The 16,761-nt window shown below is 72.4% G+C and carries 14 protein-coding genes and 1 pseudogene; 10 read left to right on the plus strand and 5 right to left on the minus strand.

Features of this window, described 5'->3' with window-relative positions:
* Nucleotides 1–61: 61 nt before the first annotated feature.
* Entirely contained in the window at nucleotides 62–1,297 is a 1,236-nt protein-coding gene (locus OOK38_RS22345; RefSeq protein WP_266848737.1) for a hypothetical protein, read from the plus strand.
* Between the two features lie 13 nt (nucleotides 1,298–1,310).
* Here OOK38_RS22345 and OOK38_RS22350 read toward each other — a convergent pair whose 3' ends face one another.
* The gene (locus tag OOK38_RS22350) at nucleotides 1,311–1,835 is read right to left on the minus strand and encodes a PadR family transcriptional regulator (protein ID WP_266757851.1); all 525 of its coding nucleotides are present in this window, start codon (nucleotides 1,833–1,835) and stop codon (nucleotides 1,311–1,313) included.
* Nucleotides 1,836–2,113: 278 nt separating this feature from the next.
* Between OOK38_RS22350 and OOK38_RS22355 the strand changes: the two genes are divergently transcribed.
* Nucleotides 2,114–3,433 carry an MATE family efflux transporter gene (locus OOK38_RS22355; RefSeq protein WP_266848739.1) on the plus strand — a complete coding sequence of 440 codons (1,320 nt, stop codon included), beginning with the start codon at nucleotides 2,114–2,116 and terminating at the stop codon, nucleotides 3,431–3,433.
* Here OOK38_RS22355 and OOK38_RS22360 read toward each other — a convergent pair.
* Nucleotides 3,394–4,635: a glycosyltransferase family 87 protein gene (locus OOK38_RS22360; RefSeq protein WP_266848740.1), complete on the minus strand. Its 1,242-nt coding sequence runs from the start codon at nucleotides 4,633–4,635 to the stop codon at nucleotides 3,394–3,396. The genes OOK38_RS22355 and OOK38_RS22360 overlap by 40 nt on opposite strands.
* Nucleotides 4,636–4,781: 146 nt before the next feature.
* Here OOK38_RS22360 and OOK38_RS22365 point away from each other — a divergent pair, with 146 nt between their 5' ends.
* Complete coding sequence (locus OOK38_RS22365) at nucleotides 4,782–5,924, plus strand: glycosyltransferase family 4 protein (protein WP_266849376.1); 1,143 nt, start codon at nucleotides 4,782–4,784, stop codon at nucleotides 5,922–5,924.
* Between the two features lie 323 nt (nucleotides 5,925–6,247).
* On the opposite strand, the gene OOK38_RS22370 is transcribed toward OOK38_RS22365, so the two are convergent.
* The gene (locus tag OOK38_RS22370) at nucleotides 6,248–8,044 is read right to left on the minus strand and encodes a long-chain fatty acid--CoA ligase (protein ID WP_266848741.1); all 1,797 of its coding nucleotides are present in this window, start codon (nucleotides 8,042–8,044) and stop codon (nucleotides 6,248–6,250) included.
* Between the two features lie 296 nt (nucleotides 8,045–8,340).
* On the opposite strand from OOK38_RS22370, the gene OOK38_RS22375 reads away from it, so the two are divergent.
* The 6 genes from OOK38_RS22375 (at nucleotide 8,341) to OOK38_RS22400 (ending at nucleotide 14,004) form a co-directional block, all read left to right on the plus strand.
* Nucleotides 8,341–9,138: a metallophosphoesterase gene (locus OOK38_RS22375; protein ID WP_266757846.1), complete on the plus strand. Its 798-nt coding sequence runs from the start codon at nucleotides 8,341–8,343 to the stop codon at nucleotides 9,136–9,138.
* A 124-nt stretch (nucleotides 9,139–9,262) separates the two neighbouring features.
* Nucleotides 9,263–9,700 (plus strand): SRPBCC family protein, encoded by a 438-nt coding sequence (locus tag OOK38_RS22380; RefSeq protein ID WP_266757845.1) that lies wholly within the window; start codon nucleotides 9,263–9,265, stop codon nucleotides 9,698–9,700.
* 496 nt (nucleotides 9,701–10,196) lie between these two features.
* Nucleotides 10,197–11,366: an ArsA family ATPase gene (locus tag OOK38_RS22385; RefSeq protein WP_266757844.1), complete on the plus strand. Its 1,170-nt coding sequence runs from the start codon at nucleotides 10,197–10,199 to the stop codon at nucleotides 11,364–11,366.
* A 93-nt stretch (nucleotides 11,367–11,459) separates the two neighbouring features.
* Nucleotides 11,460–11,945, plus strand: coding sequence for a DUF5304 domain-containing protein (locus tag OOK38_RS22390; protein ID WP_266757843.1), 486 nt, complete (start codon nucleotides 11,460–11,462; stop codon nucleotides 11,943–11,945).
* Nucleotides 11,946–11,999: 54 nt separating this feature from the next.
* Nucleotides 12,000–12,953, plus strand: coding sequence for an ROK family glucokinase (locus tag OOK38_RS22395; RefSeq protein WP_266757842.1), 954 nt, complete (start codon nucleotides 12,000–12,002; stop codon nucleotides 12,951–12,953).
* Between the two features lie 286 nt (nucleotides 12,954–13,239).
* The gene (locus tag OOK38_RS22400; RefSeq protein WP_266848743.1) at nucleotides 13,240–14,004 is read left to right on the plus strand and encodes an endonuclease/exonuclease/phosphatase family protein; all 765 of its coding nucleotides are present in this window, start codon (nucleotides 13,240–13,242) and stop codon (nucleotides 14,002–14,004) included.
* A gap of 32 nt (nucleotides 14,005–14,036) precedes the next feature.
* On the opposite strand, the gene OOK38_RS22405 is transcribed toward OOK38_RS22400, so the two are convergent.
* Complete coding sequence (locus OOK38_RS22405; RefSeq protein ID WP_266848745.1) at nucleotides 14,037–14,819, minus strand: hypothetical protein; 783 nt, start codon at nucleotides 14,817–14,819, stop codon at nucleotides 14,037–14,039.
* The gene (locus tag OOK38_RS22410) at nucleotides 14,812–15,621 is read right to left on the minus strand and encodes a carboxylesterase (RefSeq protein ID WP_266848747.1); all 810 of its coding nucleotides are present in this window, start codon (nucleotides 15,619–15,621) and stop codon (nucleotides 14,812–14,814) included. Before OOK38_RS22410 ends, OOK38_RS22405 begins: the two co-directional genes overlap by 8 nt.
* 158 nt (nucleotides 15,622–15,779) lie before the next feature.
* On the opposite strand from OOK38_RS22410, the pseudogene OOK38_RS22415 reads away from it, so the two are divergent.
* Nucleotides 15,780–16,535, plus strand: a pseudogene (locus OOK38_RS22415) (lysophospholipid acyltransferase family protein); the annotation flags it as partial.
* Between the last annotated feature and the right edge of the window lie 226 nt (nucleotides 16,536–16,761).

The following is a 16,761-nucleotide window of genomic DNA, read 5'->3' on the forward strand; positions in this document are numbered from 1 at the left end:
GGCGAGGCGACGGCACCACGCGGAACCGGTGGGCCGGCGCGGGCACCGTACGATCGGGAAGATGGCTGGTCGAAGGCGTGCGTCGCGAGCGGGACTTTCCCTGGTGCTGCTGCTCGCCGTGCTCGTCGGCTGCGGCGGCCGGGTGCCGTCGGACACCGCGTCGGCCGATGTGCAGCGGGTCCTCGACCGGCGCGCGGCCGCGGTCGTGGACCGGGACGAGGCGGCGTTCCGGGCCACCGGGGAGGCGGCCGGCGCCGGAAAGGCTTTCGCGAACCTGCGTGACGTGCCGCTGGCGGCCTGGTCCTACCGTCTGACCGAGCTGCACCGCTCCGGCGACCGGGCCACGGCCCGGGCCGAACTGCGCTACCGCATCGAGGGCTACGACGCCGCACCGGTCTCCGCCGACCGCACCCTGCGTCTGACCCGCGCCGCCGGAGCCTGGCGCGTCGCCTCCGACGAGCCCGCGGGCAAGGCCGGAGACCAGCTCTGGGATCAGGGCGCCGTGACGACCGTACGGGGTGAGCGCAGCCTCGTTCTCGGGGTCGGGCAGTCCGGCGAGCGGCTGCGTTCCTTCGCGGGCCTGGCGGACCACGCCGTGCCCGCCGTGTCGGAGGCCTGGGGCACGGACTGGGCGCGGCACGTCGTCGTCCTCGTACCGAAGTCGCTGGAGGGGATGGCGGGGCTGCTCGGGGCTCCGGCGTCCGGATACCGGGGGATCGCGGCGGTCACCACCGGCGAGGTGGGCGAAGCGGGACGGGGGTCCCCCCGGCCGGGGGCCGGGGGAGGTCCCGCGAAGGCGCCCGCGGACCGGATCATCGTCAACCCGGACGCCTACGGCGTCCTCGGCGCCCTCGGAAAGCAGGTCGTGCTCACCCACGAGACCACGCACGTCGCCACCCGCGCCCACACCACGGCCGTCACCCCGCTGTGGCTCTCCGAGGGGTACGCGGACTGGGTCGGCTACCGCGGCAGCGGGCGGGCACCCGGGCAGGTCGCGCCGGAGCTGGAGCGCTCCGTGGCCGAGGGGCGTCTCCCGGCCGCGCTGCCCGGCGACGGGGACTTCGGGTTCACCGCGGACGCGGGCCGGCTGGCGCAGGCCTACGAGGGCGGCTGGATGGCCTGCCGGCTGATCGCCGACCGCTGGGGCGAGGTCCGCCTGAACGACTTCTACCGGGCGGTGGGCGACCACCGGAAGCGGGCCGGGGCGGTCGAGGGCGCGCTGCGGGACGTGCTGCACACGACGCCGGAGAAGTTCACCGAGCTCTGGCGGCAGTACCTCAGGGACCAACTCGGCTGACCCGCCGGTCCGTTCATCCCTCGAGCCGGTGGATGGCCTCCGCGAGCCACGTCCGCTCCGCCTCGCCCGTCGCCCGCGCGACCCGCAGCATGCCCTGCCGGAACAGATCGTCGGCCTCCTCCGCGCGCACCGGCCGGCCGTCCCGGTAGAAGAAGCTCGCCGGGGTCTCCAGGAACTCCTGGCGGCGGCGCAGTACCGCGGCCTGCTCGCGGGGGTCGGCAAGGTGGCGCAGGAACGCCAGGAGCGTGTTGAAGCGCACCTGGTCGGTGATCTCGGCCTGCTTGGGGTGGCGCAGCCGCTCCAGGAGGTCCTCACGGCCCTTCCCGGTGAGCGACAGGATGCGCCGCGGGGCCGCGCCGCTGCCGGGCTCGGTGTGCTGGTCGAGCAGGCCCGCGGCGACCAGGCGGGTGATCGCCGGGTAGAGGGCCCCGTCGCTGACCGGGCGGACATGGCCGCTGAGGGCCTTGATGCGCTCCTTCAGCTCGTAGCCGTGCAGGGGCTCCTCGTACAGAAAGCCCAGGATCGACAGCTCCAGCATCCGGTCGGCTCCTAGCTCGTGGGTCATCGGGGTACGGCGCGTCTGCCGTACCACCGTTCGCTTCGCGGCTCCCCGCGTACGGGCTTCCCGCGCCTTGGTGCTCACGGGCGTCCCGGGTCCGTGTGTTCGCGGTCGTCCCGCTGCCGTCGTGCCCGCGGTCCGCCCGCGTCTTCATGCTTGCGGTCCGCCCGCGTCTTCATGCTTGCGGGCTCCCCGCACCCATGGTACCTCTTATCGAGCTACCTCTAAACGAGGTAGCTCGTATCGAGGGAGCCTCCGTGAACGCCCATCGCAAGCAGCTCGTAGCGCTCGCCCACCCCGTCTATCTCTCGCTGCTCGCGTCCGTCGCCGCCGGAATCATCAATACCGTCTGGGTCTCCCGGCTCGGCGGTGACGCCGTGGCCGCCGTCGCCGTCGCGACCAACACCGAGAACGTGCTGCTCGGCGTCGCCCTGGTCTTCGCCTCCGGCACCACCGTCCTGGTCTCGCACGCCCGGGGCGCCCGCGACCCGGGCGCGGTCCGGGCGGCCGTACGCGGAGGCTGGGCACTGTGCGCCGTGGTCACGCCGGTGATCGCCCTCGGCGGCTACCTGCTGCGCGAGCCGCTGGCCCGGCTGGTGCTCGGCGGCGACGGACGCGCGCTGACCCTCGCCGTCCAGTACTTCGCGATCTCGCTGCCCGGCATCGCCGTCTTCTTCGCGCAGAACCTCGTCGACGGCATCCTGAAGGGCACCGGCGACACCCGCACCCCGATGCGCCTCGCCCTGCTGGCCAACGGCCTGATCCTCGGCCTCGACCCGTTCCTCATCCACGCGTACGGCGTCCGGGGCGCCGCCGTCTCGACGGTGCTGTGCCGCGGCGTGGCGCTGGCCGCGGGCCTGCGCGCCCTGCGCCGGAACGCCCTCCTGTCCGAGGCGGCCACCGCGGTGCCCGCCGAAGCCACCGGCGCCGCCCTGCGCCGCACCCTCACGACCGGGCTGCCCATGTCCGCCGACTTCACGGTGCGGCAGGGCGGCGCGCTCGTGCTGGTCGCGATCGTGGCCCGGCTGGGGACGACGGCCGTCGCGGCGTACGCGATCGCGTACAAGGTCATGTACGTCGCCACCATGGCGTTCTACTCCGTGCGGCAGGCCGCCTCGATCCACACCGCGCACACCCGGGGCGCGGGCCGCGACGAACGGGGCGCCATCGGGCGGCAGGCCGTCCTCGTCTCGGGGGCCGCCGGCCTGCTCGCCGCGGGACTCCTCGCCGCGCTGGCTCCCTGGCTCATGCGGGCCTTCGGCGCCGGCCCCGCGGTCGCCCACGACGGCGTGCTCTTCCTGCGCTGCGTCGGTCCCTACCTGCTGCTGATGGCCTGCTTCATCGCGCTCGGCGGGGTCTTCGAGGGCAGCGGGGGAGCGCCGGTGCTGCTCCGGGTGACGCTGGCCGGTACGGCGGTCCAGCTCCCGCTGGCCCACGTCCTGTCCGGACTCGGGCTCCCCGGGATCTGCCTCGCCCTCGTGCTCTCCATGACGGTGCAGTGCGCCGCCCTGTGGTGGTGGACCAGGCGGGCCGGGCGTCAGGAGGACGCCAGGGTCTCCTTGGTGCGGGCCGCCTGAGCGGGGAGGGCCCGGGCCGGCTCGGACACCGTGCCCCGCCACAGCACCCGGGCGGCCAGCAGCGCGGCGATCACCAGCAGGCCGTTGCGGACGACGAGGAGGGTGATGCCCAGCGGGGTGCTGCCCACGACGTCCGCGAACCAGACCGGGAACTCCAGCACCGTCACGAAGCACGCGATCAGCACCAGGCAGGCGGGCACCGCCATCCGGCTCGCGCGAAAGCACAGGCAGACGGCGGCGAGCCCGACCAGCCACACCAGGTACTGCGGGCTGATGACCCGGCTGGTGGCGGTGAACATCAGGACGGCGACGAACGCGGCGTCGGCGAGCGTGTGCGTCAGGAACCGCTTGGCGCGCAGGCGCCACAACAGCAGCCAGCCGAAGGCGAGCGAGGTCAGCACCAGGGCCGCGGTGCTCACCAGGTCGACGTAGGGTCCGAGGAACTCCACCGAGCCGTAGTTGAGCAGCACGCGCCCGTTCCAGCCGTGGTGCCGGGCCACGTGGAAGACGAGGGAGCCCAGCGACTCCACCTCGGTACCGCGGTCACGCTGGGCGGTCAGGAAGCCGAACGCGCCCGGCATCGTCGCCCAGAACAGCACCGCGATCGCGCCCGCCGACGCCGCGGCCCAGACCCAGGCCCGGCGGCGCACCGCGGCGACCAGCAGCAGCACCGGCCACACCTTGACCATCGCGCCGAAGCCCACGAGCATCCCCATGACCCGGGGATGCCGGGCCCCCGCGAGCAGCGCGGCCACCGCGACGGCCGTCACCATCACGTCGTAGCGGGCGTACACGGTCGGCCCGAGCAGCGGAACCCCGATCACCCACACCCAGGCGCCGCGCCGCGTCTTGCCGGAGCGCGAGCCCGCGTACAGGAGGAGCCCGAACACCACCAGGTCGGCGACGAAGGCCAGCACGAAGAAGGCGTGCTGGTAGTCGAGGAACGGCAGCAGGCCGGGGGAGAGGACCGCGAGCGAGGCGGCCGGCGGGTACTGCCAGGTCACGTCGTTCTGCGGGAAGCTGCCGTGCCGCAGGACCTCGTACCAGCCGTGGTAGATCACGGACACGTCGCTGGTGACGTCCGGGCCGGGGAAGACGTACACCTTGGCCACGAAGAGCAGCAGCGTCAGCCTGGTCAGGCCCCAGATCCCCAGCAGTGCCGCCAGGCCGAACGGGAACCTCGTGCTCCGTGCCCCCGTCATGCCCTGCCCACCTGGCCCTCTTCGTCCGGATCGAGTGCGTCGCCGCCGCGTTCTTCGCGGAGTCATGATGGCGCGCCGGTCTGTGTGCGAGCCGTCAAGCGCGGTCGTGCGGAGCTGTGAGTATAGATTCGATAGTGTCGAACACGATGCACAAGACCCTGATCGTGACGAACGACTTCCCGCCCCGCCCCGGCGGCATCCAGGCCTTTCTGCACAACATGGCGCTGCGTCTGGACCCCGGGCAACTCGTCGTCTACGCGTCGACGTGGAAGCGCGGCCGCGAGGGTGCCGAGGCGACCGCCGCGTTCGACGCCGAGCAGCCCTTCACCGTCGTACGGGACCGTACGACGATGCTGCTCCCGACGCCGGGCGCCACCCGACGGGCGGTCGGGCTGCTGCGCGAACACGGCTGTACGTCGGTGTGGTTCGGGGCCGCGGCCCCGCTCGGCCTGATGGCGCCTGCGCTGCGCAGGGCCGGCGCGCGGCGCATCGTGGCGACCACGCACGGCCACGAGGCCGGCTGGGCGCAGCTGCCCGCGGCCCGCACCCTGCTGCGCCGGATCGGTGAGTCCACCGACACGATCACCTACCTCGGGGAGTACACGCGCTCGCGGATCGCCTCCGCGCTGACCCCCGAGGCGGCCGCGCGCATGGTCCAGCTGCCGCCCGGCGTCGACGAGGGGACCTTCCACCCCGGCTCCGGCGGCGACGAGGTCCGGGCCCGGCTCGGTCTCACCGACCGGCCGGTCGTCGTCTGCGTCTCCCGCCTGGTCCCGCGCAAGGGCCAGGACACCCTCGTGCTCGCGATGCCGCGGATCCTGGCCAAGGAGCCGGACGCGGTGCTGCTGATCGTCGGCGGCGGGCCGTACGAGAAGGAGCTGCGCAAGCTCGCGCGCGACACCGGCGTCGCCGGCTCGGTCCGGTTCACCGGGGCCGTGCCCTGGTCGGAGCTGCCCGCGCACTACGGGGCCGGGGACGTCTTCGCGATGCCGTGCAGGACGCGCAGGGGCGGGCTCGACGTCGAGGGGCTCGGCATCGTGTACCTGGAGGCGTCGGCGACGGGCCTGCCGGTGGTGGCCGGCGACTCGGGCGGCGCGCCCGACGCCGTGCTCGACGGCGAGACGGGCTGGGTCGTGCGCGGAGGCTCCGCCGAGGAAGCGGCCGACCGCATCGTCACCCTGCTCGGCGACTCCGAACTGCGCCGCCGGATGGGCGAACGGGGCCGCGCCTGGGTCGAGGAGAAGTGGCGCTGGGACCTCCTGGCAGAACGCCTGCGCGAGCTGCTCTAGCGTTCACCGGGTGCGCCTACGGGGGTGCCGCTCGCGGCCCGTCGGCGCCTGCGGGCCGCCAGCGGCCGGCCGCGCAGTCCCCGCACCCCCAGACGGCCGGCCAGGGACGGCGCGCCCGTCAGGGGCGCGGGGAACTGCGCGAGCAACCACGACGCACCTCCCGCCCGGGAACGACCTGCACCGCCTACGGCGGCCCCCGGTGGGGCGGCCCCCGGCGGCCCCCGGAAACACCTCGACCGGGACGGAAAACGGCTCGGCCCCCTCCAGTGAAGGGGGCCGAGCCGTGCAGTTCCCGGCTGGGGTGGAACCCGGTCGCTCGGGCATCAGCCCCGATAGATCGCCTCGATCTCGTTGGCGTAGTCCTTCGCGACCACGTTGCGCTTCAGCTTCAGGGACGGCGTCAGGTGGCCCGACTCCTCGGTGAACTGATGGGCGAGGATGCGGAACTTGCGTACCGACTCCGCCTTGGACACCGCCGCGTTGCCGTCGTCGATCGCGTCCTGGATGGCGGCGATCAGGTCCGCGTCCTCGCTCAGCGACGCCGCGGTCGAGCCGGCCGGCTTCCCGTGCTCCTCGGCCCAGCGGACCAGGAACTCCTCGTCGACCGTGACCAGCGCGCCGACGAACGGGCGCCCGTCGCCGACGACCATGCACTCCGCGACCAGCGCGTGCGCGCGGATCCGGTCCTCGATCACGGCCGGGGCGACGTTCTTGCCGCCCGCGGTGACGATGATCTCCTTCTTGCGGCCGGTGATGCGGAGGTAGCCGTCCTCGTCGAGGGTGCCGATGTCACCGGTGTGGAACCAGCCGTCGGCCAGCGCCTCGGCGGTCGCGCCCTCGTTGTTCCAGTACTCCTTGAACAGGTGCTCGCCGTGCAGCAGCACCTCGCCGTCGTCGGCGATGCGGATCACGGAGCCGGGCAGCGGCTGGCCGACCGTGCCGATCTTCGTACGGTCCCACGGGTTGAAGGCCGTGGCCGCGCAGGACTCGGTGAGGCCGTAGCCCTCCAGGACCGTGAAGCCGATGCCGCGGAAGAAGTGGCCGAGCCGCTCGCCCAGCGGCGCGCCGCCCGAGATCGCGTACTCGCCGCGCCCGCCGAGGACGGCGCGCAGCTTGCTGTAGACGAGCTTGTCGAACGTCTTGTACTTGATCTTCAGACCGAGCGACGGGCCCGAGGGGGTGTCCAGCGCGCGGCTGTACGCGATCGCCGTGTCCGCCGCCTTGTCGAAGATCTTGCCCTTGCCGTCGGCCTGAGCCTTGGCGCGTGCCGAGTTGTAGACCTTCTCGAAGACGCGCGGCACACCGAGGATCAGCGTCGGCCGGAACGCGGCCAGCTCGTCGGTGAGGTTCTTGATGTCCGGGACACAGCCCAGCTTGATCGGCGCCATCATCGGCGCGATCTGCACGAGCCGCCCGAAGACGTGCGCGAGCGGGAGGAAGAGCAGGACGGAACACTCGCCCGTGCGGAACAGCGGGCGCAGCCGCTCCACGATGTTGCCGCACTCCGCGAAGAAGGCGCGGTGCGTGAGGACGCAGCCCTTGGGCCGGCCGGTGGTTCCGGAGGTGTAGACGATGGTCGCCGGGTCGTCCGCCTTGGCGAGCGAGCTGCGCTCCTCGACGGTGGCGTCGCTGACGTCCTTGCCCAGGCGCCCCAGCTCCTCGACGCCGCCGGCCTCGATCTGCCAGACGTGCTTGAGGGCGGGCAGCCGGTCGCGCACCGACTCGACGGAGGCCGCGTGCGTGCTCAGCTCCACGATGCATGCGGTCGCACCGGAGTCGCCGAGGATCCACTGGACCTGCTCGGCGGAGCTGGTCTCGTACACCGGCACGGTGACGGCGCCGGCGCTCCAGATCGCGAAGTCGAGCAGCGTCCACTCGTAGCGGGTACGGGACATCAGGCCGACCCGGTCACCGGGCTGCACGCCCGAGGCGATCAGGCCCTTGGCCGCGGCACGCACCTCGGCGAGGAAGGTGGTGGCGCTGACGTCCGTCCACGTGCCGCCCACCTTGCGGGCGATGACGGCCACGTCGGGATGCTGCGCGGCGTTTCTACGGACGATATCGGTGAGATTTCCGTCCGCAGGGACCTCGTACAAAGCCGGAAGGCTGAACTCGCGCAAGACTGCTGCTCCTCATAGGGCGCCGACGCCACGACTCTGTGTGATGCGACGGTGCGGTCCAAGGCTCGGGCAGGTACTCAAGAGATCACTTGTTGAATTCCTGAGTACGACTGGACTGCCCGGACGTTACCCGTCGGTATGGCTTCTTCGACAGGGGGTCCCGACGAGATGTTCTATGCGTCACACGTGTTGGCGTTCCTTCGCGCACAGTAGTCCACCCCCTTCCTGACTAGCCAGTAATCGCAGGTCCGGCCGCCTCTGTTCACGTTTGCCGCACAGGCCTACGCTTGATCGTCATGGCATCCACACCGGTCGGTAATCCGCGGACGCGCGTTCATGTGGTCAGTGACGTGCACGGCAACGCCCGGGACCTGGCCCGCGCGGGCGACGGCGCCGACGCCCTCATCTGCCTCGGTGACCTGGTCCTCTTCCTCGACTACGCCGACCACGCGCGCGGCATCTTCCCGGATCTGTTCGGCGTGGAGAACGCCGACCGCATCGTCGAGCTGCGCACCGCCCGCCGCTTCGAGGAGGCGCGCGCGTTCGGCGCCCGGCTGTGGGCGGGCATCGGCACCGACCGGGCCGCCGCCATCGAGAAGGCGGTACGCAAGCAGTACGCCGAGATGTTCGCCGCGTTCCCCGCGCCGACGTACGCGACCTACGGCAATGTCGACATGCCGGCCCTGTGGTCCGAGTACGCCGGGCCCGGCACCACCGTCCTCGACGGCGAGCGGGTCGAGATCGGCGGCCGGGTCTTCGGCTTCGTCGGCGGGGGTCTGAGGACGCCGATGCGGACGCCGTACGAGATCAGCGACGAGGAGTACGCGGCCAAGATCGAGGCCGTCGGTGAGGTCGACGTGCTGTGCACGCACATCCCGCCGGAGGTGCCGGAGCTGGTGTACGACACCGTGGCGCGCCGCTTCGAGCGCGGTTCCCGCGCGCTGCTGGACGCGATCCGGCGTACGCGCCCCCGGTACGCGCTCTTCGGTCACGTCCACCAGCCCCTTGTCCGCAGGATGCGCGTCGGGGCGACGGAATGCGTGAATGTGGGGCACTTCGCGGGGTCGGGCCGGCCCTGGGTACTGGAGTGGTGAGCCGGCGGCGGCGCTGAACGGCAGGTGGGGTGACAGCGCCCGTGGTCGTGCGCGGTAGCCTTCACGCTGCACACACGTGCGCACCGACCTCCCTCACCGGACCGCATCTGGAGGAGCCACCGCGATGGCGGAACACACCAGTTCGAGCATCACGATCGAGGCGGCACCGGCTGACGTCATGGCGGTGATCGCCGACTTCGCCCGCTACCCGGACTGGACGGGTGAGGTGAAGGAGGCGGAGGTGCTCGGGACGGACGAGCGGGGCCGCGCCGAGCAGGTCCGCCTCGTCATGGACGCCGGCGCCATCAAGGACGACCAGACCCTCGGTTACACCTGGACCGGCGACCACGAGGTCTCCTGGACCCTGGTCAAGTCCCAGATGCTCCGCTCCCTGGACGGCTCCTACATCCTCAAGGCCGCGGGCGACGGCACCGAGGTCACCTACCGGCTGACCGTCGACGTCAAGATCCCGATGCTCGGCATGATCAAGCGCAAGGCCGAGAAGGTCATCATCGACCGTGCCCTGGCAGGCCTGAAGAAGCGCGTCGAGGAGACGGTCTAACCCCTCACCGGCACCCGCCCCCACCCCTGGGCGGCCCGCGCCTCACCCTGGCGAGCCCCAAAAGGCCCCCCGCCAGACCCTCAACCTTCTTTCGCCCCCTCCGCCCCTACCCGTCCCGTACCTGGGGCTCCGCCCCAGACCCCGCTCCTCAAACGCCGGAGGGGCTGAATTTTCCCCGGCCGGGACTGAAACCGGAGGGGCTGGATCTTCGCCACGTACGACCCGCAGCCGGGATCCGGCGGGAGGGGCCGTGCCGGTACATCCCTGATGTCCGTCGCTTACGTTCGGATCGAGCAGCGGTTCGCGTCAGAACTGACGTCTGATCCAGCGGCGACGGACTGGGATGTACCGGCACGGCCCCGACCCACCCACCGGACCGGCACCGAGGCGAGCACGAGCACGAGCGCGCACCCGGCCCCCGGGCGGCACCCGGACCCCCGGGTGACGAGGTAGCGCGGTCCGTCCCCGCGGCGGAGCACCGGTAGCGTTCACCCCCATGCGCACCATCCTGATCACCGGCCAAGGCGGCACCGGCCGTACCACCGTCGCCGCGGCCACCGCGCTGCAGGCGGCCCGCGAGGGCACCCGCACCCTGGTGCTCACCGCCGACCGCACCGACACCCTCGGTGCCGTCCTCGGCGTCCCCACCGGCCCGGACCCCGTCGAGGCCGCCCCCGGTCTGACGGCCTGGCGCCCCGACGCCGCCGCCCGATTCCGCGACGACCTCACCGCGTTCCAGCGTCGCGCCACCACCGCCCTCGACCTCCTCGGCGCCTCCCGACTGGACGCCGAGGAAGTCACCCCGCTCCCCGGCGCCGAGGAACTCGCCCTGCTGCGCGCCCTGCGCGACGCCGCGCTGTCGGAGACGTACGGCCTGCTCGTCGTGGACCTCCCCCCGGCCCCCCAGGCCCTCGCGCTCCTCGCCCTGCCCGAGGAACTCCGCCGCTACCTGCGCCGCCTGCTCCCGCCGGAACGCCAGGCGGCCCGCGCCCTGCGCCCCGTCCTCGGCCGGCTCGCGGGCGTGCCCATGCCCGCCGAGTGGCTGTACGAGACGGCGGCGCGCTGGGACCTCGAGCTGGCCGCCGTGCAGGCCGTCGTCGAGGACCGCGCCACGACCGTAAGGCTGGTCGCCGAGCCGGGACCGGCCGGCGCGGACGCCGTCCGTACCGCCGCCACCGCCCTCGCCCTGCGCGGCCTGCCCGTCGACAGTCTGGTCGCGAGCCGGGTGCTGCCCGGCGCCACCAACGACGCCTGGCTGGCGGCCCTCGCGGCCCAGCAGCGCAAGGCGCTGGACGAGTGGCAGGAGACGTACGACCTGCACGAGGTCCCGCACCGCGGCCACGACCCGCGCGGCACCGACGACCTCGCCGCGCTTCCCGTGCCCGGCGTCAACACCGCGCCCACCCCCGTCGAGTGGCCCGTCACCGACCACCTCGCCGACGACGGCGTGCTCGTCTGGCACATTCCGCTGCCCGGCGCGATACGCGACGAACTCGACCTCATCCGGCGCGGAGACGAACTCGTCGTCACCGTCGGCCAGTTCCGCAGGATCGTCCCGCTCCCCTCGGCGCTGCGCCGCTGCACGGTGGCGGGCGCGGCACTGCGCGAGGGCGAGCTGCGTATCCGGTTCACGCCCGATCCCGGGCTGTGGCCGCGCGAGAACTGACCGCATCGCGACAAGGGGCACCGGAGACGGTGAACGGGATACCCCCGTTCGGGTAACGTCGAAGGCACGAAGAACGCTAGGCAGGAGTCCGCCATGAGCGAAGAGCGCCCCACATCCGACGCCGCTCAGGAGGAGACGGCCGACGAGGTGCGCGTCGAAGAGTCGCACGCCACCGACGACGACGCGTGGGCGACGGCCTGTGCCGAGGACCTCGCGCAGGAGAAGGCCCGCCGCCGCGCCCAGCACGGCCCGCCGCCGGGCTCGGCCGCCGAGGAACTGCGCAAACTCGTCGACGCCGTCGCCGACAAACTCTCCGGGCTCCAGTCCCCGCTGTTCGGCGCGGTCGCCTCCGGCACCGCCCAGCAGATGGTCAGCCAGGTCGTGCAGCAGGCCAAGGCCGCCGTCGAACCGGTGATGGAGCGCAACCCGGAGGTCTTCGACCACCTCGCGGCCGCGGGCACCGAACTGCTCGCCGCCTACCGCTCGGCCGTCGAGAACCAGGAGCGCCGCTGGACCACCCGGGGCACGGGATCCCCCGACGGGGAACCCGGTCCAGGCGAACACATCGACCTGGACTAATCGCCCCTCGGGTACGGTTGGCCGTAGCGGGGCTCGACCGAAACTGAGGGATTCATGGGACTCACCATCGGCGTCGATATCGGCGGCACGAAGATCGCGGCCGGTGTGGTCGACGAGGAAGGCAACATCCTCTCGACGCACAAGGTGCCGACCCCGACCACGTCGCAGGCCATTATTGACGCCATCGCCTCGGCCGTGGAGGGCGCGCGCGCCGGTCACGACATCGTGGGTGTCGGTATCGGTGCCGCCGGATACGTGAACCGCCAGCGCTCGACGGTGTATTTCGCGCCGAACATCGACTGGCGCAACGAGCCGCTCAAGGCCGAGGTCGAGCAGCGTGTCGGTCTGCCGGTCGTCGTGGAGAACGACGCGAACGCGGCCGCCTGGGGCGAGTACAAGTTCGGCGCGGGCAAGGGCCACCGCAACGTCATCTGCATCACCCTGGGCACGGGCCTCGGCGGCGGCATCATCATCGGCAACAAGCTGCGCCGCGGCCACTTCGGCGTGGCCGCGGAGTTCGGTCACATCCGGATGGTGCCGGACGGTCTGCTGTGCGGCTGCGGCTCGCAGGGCTGCTGGGAGCAGTACGCCTCCGGGCGCGCCCTCGTCCGCTACGCCAAGCAGCGGGCCAACGCGACCCCGGAAGCCGCGGAGGTCCTGCTGGGCCTCGGTGACGGCACCCCCGATGGCATCGAGGGCAAGCACATCTCCATGGCCGCCCGCCAGGGCGACCACGTCGCGGTGGACTCCTACCGCGAGCTGGCCCGCTGGGCCGGCGCGGGTCTGGCCGACCTCGCCTCGCTGTTCGACCCGTCCGCCTTCATCGTCGGCGGCGGCCTCTCGGACGAGGGCGAACTGGTCCTCGACCCGATCCGTAAGTCGTACAAGCGCTGGCTGGTCGGCGGCAACTGGCGCCCGGTCGCCGATGTGATCGCCGCCCAGCTGGGCAACAAGGCGGGTCTCGTCGGAGCGGCGGACCTGGCCCGGGAGCCCGACCCGATCATGTAGCGCACGCACCCCTGTCGCACGGCAGCGCCCGTCGCACCCCCACGGGACGGCGGGCGCCGCCGTATCCGGCCTCACCCGATCGAGTGACCGTCGGAGCCACCAGACGCCCGGCTGCACAGGCTCGGGGCGCCCCCGCACAGGGGCAGGGACGGAACCGACCGCGCCCAGGCACGGCGTACGCGGGCGCCGGGAGGGGGGCCGCCCGCCAACGGCGGGCGTGATGCACCCGGAGTCGGAGCGGCCCTTCGCCCCTTCCGGAAGGCTCTCGGCGCGTATCTTGATCGCCATGCCGACCAGCCCTTCCGCCAGTCCGCTGCCCGCGTCCCGCACCGAATCCGACGGTTCGGCCGTCATCCGCGTGCTCAGCTACAACATCCGCTCGATGCGCGACGACACCGCCGCGCTCGCCCGCGTGATCAGCGCCTGCGCACCGGACCTCGTCCTGGTCCAGGAGGCGCCGCGCTTCTTCCGCTGGCGCAAGAAGCTCGCGCGTCTCGCGGCCGCCTCCGGCCAGGTCGTCCTGTCCGGCGGTGCCACCGCCTCCGGCCCCGCCCTGCTGTGCACCCTGCGGGCCACCGTGGAGCGCACCGAGGACGTGCTGCTCCCGCTCACCCCCGGCCGGCACCGACGCGGCTTCGCCACGGCGGTCGTCCGGTTCGGCGGCGCCCGGCTCGGCGTGCTGAGCTGCCATCTGTCGCTCCACAAGGACGAGCGGTACGAGCAGAGCGGCATGCTCCTCGACCGGCTCGCCGGTCTCGGCACCCCGCACGCCGTCGCGGGCGGCGACCTCAACGAACGCCCCACCGGCCCCTCGTTCCGGCGCCTCGCGGGCACGCTCCAGGACGGCTGGGCGACCCGGCCCTGGGGCACGGAGCACACCTGGACGCGTACGGGGCCCGACCGGCGCATCGACGCGATCTTCGCCACGCCCGGCATCGAGGTCCTCGGGTGCGGGGTGCCGCTCGGCCTTCCCGGCATCACCGGGACAGACCTGAGGGCGGCCACGGACCACCTGCCCGTACTGGCCGCCCTCAGAGTGCCCGCGTCCTGAGGCGTGTCCTGGCGCCCCTGGCCGGAGCCCGGTCAGACCACCGCGCCGCGCCCCGGGTCGTCGAGGTCCTCGTCGTCGCCCTTCATGCGCGTCACCAGCGTGGCGAAGCCGCCGAGGAAGCCGCCGATACCGAGCGTGGTGAGCCACCAGGTCATGTCCCAGCCGAGCAGAACGGCCAGCAGCAGCAGGGCGGGGCCGCCGAGCACGCCGAGCCAGGCGAACTTGGCGGTCGTGTCCGCGGCCGGCAGCGGAGGCGGCTCCGGCGGTACGAAGTGACCCTCGTCGTCCTCGTCGAAGTCGTCCTCGGCCGGCTCGGGCGCCCGGTAGTCACGGGGGCCGCCGACGCCCGGGGCGAAGGCGATCGAGCTGCCGAGGGGCTTGACGGCGGGGGGCTGGTCGCCGGAGGCGGCCTCCGGCTCGGACGCGGCTCCCGGAGCCGACGCGTCGACCGCCTCGTCCGTGCCGTCCTCGGCACTCTCGGCATCCTTGGTGCCCTTGGCGCTCTTGGCACCGGCCTCGGGTCCTGCGGCAGTCACCGTTCCGGGCTCCGGGAGCGCCAGGTCCTCCACCGACCTGAACGGCTTCGAGCCGGGCGGGTCCGGCGGCTCCTCGCCGTAGCTCTCGACGATCGACCGCCAGGCGGCGTCCTCGTCGAAGGGCACGCTCTGCTCGTCGCCGAGCGACTCCCCGCGGGCATCACCGAGCGACTCGCCGAGGGAATCCCCGCGTCCCTCGCCGAGGGCCCCGTCGAGCGGCTCGCCGACAGGTACGCCCTTCTCCTCGGAATCGCCGCGGTCCGCGTCGTGCTCAGCCACCGGCTGCCGTCCCTTCCTGCCGACCCACCTGACCCGCGTCGGCCTCCTTGCCGGCACCGGGCGCGAGCCGGGTGACGAAGGAGTAGCTCTCCTCGAAGACACGGTCCGCGTCGTGGTCCAACGTCGCGACGTGGTAGCTCTGTTCCAGCACGATCTCCGTCACGTCCGTGGACGACACCCGGCCGAGGACGCGCGCCGAGTCGGCGGGGGGGACCACATGGTCCTGGAGGCTGTGCAGCAGCAGGAGCGGCTGGGTGACCTGCGGCAGCTCCGCGTCCACGACCGCGCACAGCTTTCGCATCGAGTGCGCGGCGTGCAGGGGCACCCGGTCGTAGCCGATCTCCTCCGAGCCCTCCTTAGCGATGTCGCTCGCGATGCCCTTCGACGAGGGAACGAGGTGACGGAGCACAGGCAGGGCGCGCGCGGCGAGGCCGTGCACCTTGTTCAGCGGGTTGACCACCACGACGCCGCTGATCTCGTCGCCGTGCTTGGCCGCGAGCCGCATGGCCAGCGCACCACCCATGGAGAGCCCGAAGACGAAGACCCGGGAGCAGCTCTCACGCAGGGCACGCAGCTCGCGGTCCAGCTCCGCGTACCAGTCCTGCCAGCCGGTGAGCTGCATGTCCTCCCAGCGCGTGCCGTGTCCCGGCAGCAGGGGCAGCGCGACGGTGAGACCGCGCTCGGCGAGAAACTCCGCCCAGGGGCGAAGCGACTGCGGGGTGCCGGTGAAACCGTGGCAGAGAAGGACACCGACCTCTCCGCCCTCGTGGCGGAACGGCTCGGCTCCAGGAAGGACCGGCACCTCGGTCTCCTGTTCATGAGAAGGGCGGGAACGACTCCAGGTGTGCTTCACCGTACGCGACCGTACTGACACCGACCAGGGTCGTCGGGTCCTTTGGCGGTGCTCCGGGTTAAGGTCTGATCTACGACACAGGAGGCACTCGGGTGATCTACGGCGCAATGAAGTTTTCCATCGGAGGGCCACTGAAGCTCGCCTTCAGGCCCTGGGTGGAAGGCCTCGAGAACATCCCCGCCGAGGGCCCGGCCATTCTGGCGAGCAATCACCTGTCGTTCTCGGACTCGTTCTTCCTGCCCGCGGTCCTCGACCGCAAGGTGACCTTCATCGCGAAGGCCGAGTACTTCACGACCCCCGGTATCAAGGGACGGATGACCGCCGCCTTCTTCAAGGGCGTCGGCCAGCTCCCGGTGGACCGTTCCGGCGCGCGCGGCGCGGGCGAGGCGGCCATCAAGAGCGGCATAGACGTGATCGAGCGCGGTGAACTGTTCGGCATCTACCCGGAGGGCACGCGCTCGCCCGACGGCCGTCTCTACCGGGGCAAGCCCGGTGGCCTCGCGCGCGTGGCCCTCGCCACCGGCGCGCCCGTCATCCCCGTCGCGATGATCGACACGGAGAAGATCCAGCCGCCGGGCAAGGTGATGCCCAAGCTGATGCGCCCGGGCATCCGCATCGGCAAGCCGCTGGACTTCAGCCGCTACAGCGGGATGGAGCACGACCGGTTCGTGCTGCGCGCGGTGACCGACGAGGTCATGTACGAGATCATGAAGCTCTCCGGCCAGGAGTACGTGGACATGTACGCGACGGCCGCCAAGCGGCAGATCGCGGACGCGGCCAAGGCCGAGAAGGACGCGGAGAAGGCGGCGAAGGCGGCGCTCGCGCAGGCCGAGAAGCAGGCGGCCAAGGAGCAGGCCGAGAAGCAGGCGGCAGAACAGGCCGAGAAGCAGGCGGCCGAGCAGCGGGCGGCCGAGGAGCAGGCCGAGCAGCAGGCGGCCGAACAGGCGGAGAAGCAGGCGGCCGAGGAGCAGGCCGAGCAGCAGGCGGCCGAACAGGCGGAGAAGCAGGCGGCCGAGAAGCAGGCCGAGCAGGGGACCGCCGGGGAAGCCGAACCGACCGACAGGCAACGGTCCGGCTCCTAGAAGCGTC

This window comes from Streptomyces sp. NBC_00568, assembly GCF_026341855.1.
GTDB lineage: Bacteria > Actinomycetota > Actinomycetes > Streptomycetales > Streptomycetaceae > Streptomyces.

What these genes read in the sequence shown, in the direction of transcription:
- OOK38_RS22345 (WP_266848737.1), top strand. Translation starts at nt 62, where the DNA reads ATGGCTGGTCGAAGGCGTGCGTCGCGAGCGGGACTTTCCCTGGTGCTG.
- OOK38_RS22350 (WP_266757851.1), bottom strand. Translation starts at nt 1,835, where the DNA reads ATGCTGGAGCTGTCGATCCTGGGCTTTCTGTACGAGGAGCCCCTGCAC.
- OOK38_RS22360 (WP_266848740.1), bottom strand. Translation starts at nt 4,635, where the DNA reads ATGACGGGGGCACGGAGCACGAGGTTCCCGTTCGGCCTGGCGGCACTG.
- OOK38_RS22365 (WP_266849376.1), top strand. Translation starts at nt 4,782, where the DNA reads ATGCACAAGACCCTGATCGTGACGAACGACTTCCCGCCCCGCCCCGGC.
- OOK38_RS22375 (WP_266757846.1), top strand. Translation starts at nt 8,341, where the DNA reads ATGGCATCCACACCGGTCGGTAATCCGCGGACGCGCGTTCATGTGGTC.
- OOK38_RS22380 (WP_266757845.1), top strand. Translation starts at nt 9,263, where the DNA reads ATGGCGGAACACACCAGTTCGAGCATCACGATCGAGGCGGCACCGGCT.
- OOK38_RS22385 (WP_266757844.1), top strand. Translation starts at nt 10,197, where the DNA reads ATGCGCACCATCCTGATCACCGGCCAAGGCGGCACCGGCCGTACCACC.
- OOK38_RS22390 (WP_266757843.1), top strand. Translation starts at nt 11,460, where the DNA reads ATGAGCGAAGAGCGCCCCACATCCGACGCCGCTCAGGAGGAGACGGCC.
- OOK38_RS22395 (WP_266757842.1), top strand. Translation starts at nt 12,000, where the DNA reads ATGGGACTCACCATCGGCGTCGATATCGGCGGCACGAAGATCGCGGCC.
- OOK38_RS22400 (WP_266848743.1), top strand. Translation starts at nt 13,240, where the DNA reads ATGCCGACCAGCCCTTCCGCCAGTCCGCTGCCCGCGTCCCGCACCGAA.